The organism is Pseudomonas brassicacearum, from assembly GCF_003732265.1.
Taxonomy (GTDB): Bacteria; Pseudomonadota; Gammaproteobacteria; order Pseudomonadales; family Pseudomonadaceae; genus Aquipseudomonas; species Aquipseudomonas brassicacearum_D.
In genome coordinates this window covers 1-5,170 of sequence record NZ_MOBK01000016.1, presented here as the reverse complement: position 1 = coordinate 5,170, position 5,170 = coordinate 1, and the positions used below count along the sequence as shown (strand labels likewise).

2 tRNA genes and 2 rRNA genes are annotated in these 5,170 nt (G+C 51.5%); all 4 read right to left on the bottom strand.

Annotation, left to right across the window (positions count from 1 at the left end):
* Positions 1-16: 16 nt before the first annotated feature.
* A 23S ribosomal RNA gene (locus BK660_RS28625) occupies positions 17-2,908 on the bottom strand.
* A gap of 250 nt (positions 2,909-3,158) precedes the next feature.
* Positions 3,159-3,234 (bottom strand) — tRNA-Ala (locus BK660_RS28620).
* Between the two features lie 30 nt (positions 3,235-3,264).
* A tRNA-Ile gene (locus BK660_RS28615) sits at positions 3,265-3,341 on the bottom strand.
* Between the two features lie 81 nt (positions 3,342-3,422).
* Positions 3,423-4,959: ribosomal RNA gene (locus BK660_RS28610) — 16S ribosomal RNA — on the bottom strand.
* The 16S and 23S rRNA genes sit together here with 2 tRNA genes alongside, the layout of an rRNA operon.
* Positions 4,960-5,170 lie beyond the last annotated feature (211 nt).

The following is a 5,170-nucleotide window of genomic DNA, read 5'->3' as shown; positions in this document are numbered from 1 at the left end:
ATTGCTTGGGTGTTATATGGTCAAGCCTCACGGGCAATTAGTATTGGTTAGCTCAACGCCTCACAGCGCTTACACACCCAACCTATCAACGTCGTAGTCTTCGACGGCCCTTCAGGGGACTCAAGGTCCCAGTGAGATCTCATCTTGAGGCTAGTTTCCCGCTTAGATGCTTTCAGCGGTTATCTATTCCGAACATAGCTACCCGGCAATGCCACTGGCGTGACAACCGGAACACCAGAGGTTCGTCCACTCCGGTCCTCTCGTACTAGGAGCAGCCCCTCTCAAATCTCAAACGTCCACGGCAGATAGGGACCGAACTGTCTCACGACGTTCTAAACCCAGCTCGCGTACCACTTTAAATGGCGAACAGCCATACCCTTGGGACCGGCTTCAGCCCCAGGATGTGATGAGCCGACATCGAGGTGCCAAACACCGCCGTCGATATGAACTCTTGGGCGGTATCAGCCTGTTATCCCCGGAGTACCTTTTATCCGTTGAGCGATGGCCCTTCCATACAGAACCACCGGATCACTAAGACCTACTTTCGTACCTGCTCGACGTGTCTGTCTCGCAGTCAAGCGCGCTTTTGCCTTTATACTCTACGACCGATTTCCGACCGGTCTGAGCGCACCTTCGTACTCCTCCGTTACTCTTTAGGAGGAGACCGCCCCAGTCAAACTACCCACCATACACTGTCCTCGATCCGGATAACGGACCTGAGTTAGAACCTCAAAGTTGCCAGGGTGGTATTTCAAGGTTGGCTCCACGCGAACTGGCGTCCACGCTTCAAAGCCTCCCACCTATCCTACACAAGCAAATTCAAAGTCCAGTGCAAAGCTATAGTAAAGGTTCACGGGGTCTTTCCGTCTAGCCGCGGATACACTGCATCTTCACAGCGATTTCAATTTCACTGAGTCTCGGGTGGAGACAGCGCCGCCATCGTTACGCCATTCGTGCAGGTCGGAACTTACCCGACAAGGAATTTCGCTACCTTAGGACCGTTATAGTTACGGCCGCCGTTTACCGGGGCTTCGATCAAGAGCTTCGCGTTAGCTAACCCCATCAATTAACCTTCCGGCACCGGGCAGGCGTCACACCCTATACGTCCACTTTCGTGTTTGCAGAGTGCTGTGTTTTTAATAAACAGTCGCAGCGGCCTGGTATCTTCGACCGGCATGGGCTTACGCAGTAAATGCTTCACCCTCACCGGCGCACCTTCTCCCGAAGTTACGGTGCCATTTTGCCTAGTTCCTTCACCCGAGTTCTCTCAAGCGCCTTGGTATTCTCTACCCAACCACCTGTGTCGGTTTGGGGTACGGTTCCTGGTTACCTGAAGCTTAGAAGCTTTTCTTGGAAGCATGGCATCAACCACTTCGTGTTCTAAAAGAACACTCGTCATCAGCTCTCGGCCTTAGAATCCCGGATTTACCTAAGATTCCAGCCTACCACCTTAAACTTGGACAACCAACGCCAAGCTGGCCTAGCCTTCTCCGTCCCTCCATCGCAATAACCAGAAGTACAGGAATATTAACCTGTTTTCCATCGACTACGCTTTTCAGCCTCGCCTTAGGGACCGACTAACCCTGCGTCGATTAACGTTGCGCAGGAAACCTTGGTCTTTCGGCGTGGGTGTTTTTCACACCCATTGTCGTTACTCATGTCAGCATTCGCACTTCTGATACCTCCAGCAAGCTTCTCAACTCACCTTCACAGGCTTACAGAACGCTCCTCTACCGCATCACCTAAGTGATACCCGTAGCTTCGGTGTATGGTTTGAGCCCCGTTACATCTTCCGCGCAGGCCGACTCGACTAGTGAGCTATTACGCTTTCTTTAAAGGGTGGCTGCTTCTAAGCCAACCTCCTAGCTGTCTAAGCCTTCCCACATCGTTTCCCACTTAACCATAACTTTGGGACCTTAGCTGACGGTCTGGGTTGTTTCCCTTTTCACGACGGACGTTAGCACCCGCCGTGTGTCTCCCATGCTCGGCACTTGTAGGTATTCGGAGTTTGCATCGGTTTGGTAAGTCGGGATGACCCCCTAGCCGAAACAGTGCTCTACCCCCTACAGTGATACATGAGGCGCTACCTAAATAGCTTTCGAGGAGAACCAGCTATCTCCGAGCTTGATTAGCCTTTCACTCCGATCCACAGGTCATCCGCTAACTTTTCAACGGTAGTCGGTTCGGTCCTCCAGTTAGTGTTACCCAACCTTCAACCTGCCCATGGATAGATCGCCCGGTTTCGGGTCTATTCCCAGCGACTAGACGCCCTATTAAGACTCGCTTTCGCTACGCCTCCCCTATTCGGTTAAGCTCGCCACTGAAAATAAGTCGCTGACCCATTATACAAAAGGTACGCAGTCACCCAACAAAGTGGGCTCCCACTGCTTGTACGCATACGGTTTCAGGATCTATTTCACTCCCCTCTCCGGGGTTCTTTTCGCCTTTCCCTCACGGTACTAGTTCACTATCGGTCAGTCAGTAGTATTTAGCCTTGGAGGATGGTCCCCCCATATTCAGACAAAGTTTCTCGTGCTCCGTCCTACTCGATTTCATGACTAAGAGATTTTCGCGTACAGGGCTATCACCCACTATGGCCGCACTTTCCAGAGCGTTCCGCTAATCTCAAAGCCACTTAAGGGCTAGTCCCCGTTCGCTCGCCACTACTAAGGGAATCTCGGTTGATTTCTTTTCCTCAGGGTACTTAGATGTTTCAGTTCCCCTGGTTCGCCTCTTAAGCCTATGTATTCAGCTTAAGATAACCATCTTATGATGGCTGGGTTCCCCCATTCAGACATCTCCGGATCAAAGTCTGTTTGCCGACTCCCCGAAGCTTTTCGCAGGCTACCACGTCTTTCATCGCCTCTGACTGCCAAGGCATCCACCGTATGCGCTTCTTCACTTGACCATATAACCCCAAGCAATCTGGTTATACTGTGAAGACGACATTCGCCGAAAATTCGATAATACTCAATTAAGAGCAACTCACAAATTTTACCTTAGCCTGATCCGTTACCAGTGAAAGTAACGTCCAGTCTATCTTTCTATTACATACCCAAATTTTTAAAGAACGAACTAGTCAAAGACTAGAAATCAACATTCACCATCATCACGATGGAATGCTCATTTCTAAGCTTTCTTACTAACAGAAGCAGTAGTGGTGGAGCCAAACGGGATCGAACCGTTGACCTCCTGCGTGCAAGGCAGGCGCTCTCCCAGCTGAGCTATGGCCCCGTATTTCTACAGGCGTTTCCCACACAAAATTGGTGGGTCTGGGCAGATTCGAACTGCCGACCTCACCCTTATCAGGGGTGCGCTCTAACCAACTGAGCTACAGACCCAATTTCGGGCTGCTTCTTTCGTCTTCTTCAATGAATCAAGCAATTCGTGTGGGAACTTATGGAGCAGCTGATGTCGTCGATTAAGGAGGTGATCCAGCCGCAGGTTCCCCTACGGCTACCTTGTTACGACTTCACCCCAGTCATGAATCACACCGTGGTAACCGTCCTCCCGAAGGTTAGACTAGCTACTTCTGGTGCAACCCACTCCCATGGTGTGACGGGCGGTGTGTACAAGGCCCGGGAACGTATTCACCGCGACATTCTGATTCGCGATTACTAGCGATTCCGACTTCACGCAGTCGAGTTGCAGACTGCGATCCGGACTACGATCGGTTTTCTGGGATTAGCTCCACCTCGCGGCTTGGCAACCCTCTGTACCGACCATTGTAGCACGTGTGTAGCCCAGGCCGTAAGGGCCATGATGACTTGACGTCATCCCCACCTTCCTCCGGTTTGTCACCGGCAGTCTCCTTAGAGTGCCCACCATTACGTGCTGGTAACTAAGGACAAGGGTTGCGCTCGTTACGGGACTTAACCCAACATCTCACGACACGAGCTGACGACAGCCATGCAGCACCTGTCTCAATGTTCCCGAAGGCACCAATCCATCTCTGGAAAGTTCATTGGATGTCAAGGCCTGGTAAGGTTCTTCGCGTTGCTTCGAATTAAACCACATGCTCCACCGCTTGTGCGGGCCCCCGTCAATTCATTTGAGTTTTAACCTTGCGGCCGTACTCCCCAGGCGGTCAACTTAATGCGTTAGCTGCGCCACTAAGAGCTCAAGGCTCCCAACGGCTAGTTGACATCGTTTACGGCGTGGACTACCAGGGTATCTAATCCTGTTTGCTCCCCACGCTTTCGCACCTCAGTGTCAGTATCAGTCCAGGTGGTCGCCTTCGCCACTGGTGTTCCTTCCTATATCTACGCATTTCACCGCTACACAGGAAATTCCACCACCCTCTACCATACTCTAGCTCGTCAGTTTTGAATGCAGTTCCCAGGTTGAGCCCGGGGATTTCACATCCAACTTAACGAACCACCTACGCGCGCTTTACGCCCAGTAATTCCGATTAACGCTTGCACCCTCTGTATTACCGCGGCTGCTGGCACAGAGTTAGCCGGTGCTTATTCTGTCGGTAACGTCAAGACACCAACGTATTAGGTTAATGCCCTTCCTCCCAACTTAAAGTGCTTTACAATCCGAAGACCTTCTTCACACACGCGGCATGGCTGGATCAGGCTTTCGCCCATTGTCCAATATTCCCCACTGCTGCCTCCCGTAGGAGTCTGGACCGTGTCTCAGTTCCAGTGTGACTGATCATCCTCTCAGACCAGTTACGGATCGTCGCCTTGGTGAGCCATTACCTCACCAACTAGCTAATCCGACCTAGGCTCATCTGATAGCGCAAGGCCCGAAGGTCCCCTGCTTTCTCCCGTAGGACGTATGCGGTATTAGCGTCCGTTTCCGAGCGTTATCCCCCACTACCAGGCAGATTCCTAGGCATTACTCACCCGTCCGCCGCTCTCAAGAGAAGCAAGCTTCTCTCTACCGCTCGACTTGCATGTGTTAGGCCTGCCGCCAGCGTTCAATCTGAGCCATGATCAAACTCTTCAGTTCAAACATCTTTGGGTTTTTAAGAAACCCTAAACTTGGCTCAGCAATCGTTGGTTACATCTTTGATTTCTCGCGGAGTAACTTGTGATGCTGATAATCTTGTTGACTATCAGTCTGACTCCACAAGCACCCACACGAATTGCTTGATTCAGTTGTTAAAGAGCGGTTGGTTAAGATCTTTCGTCTCAACCGAGGCGCGCATTCTACAGCAGCC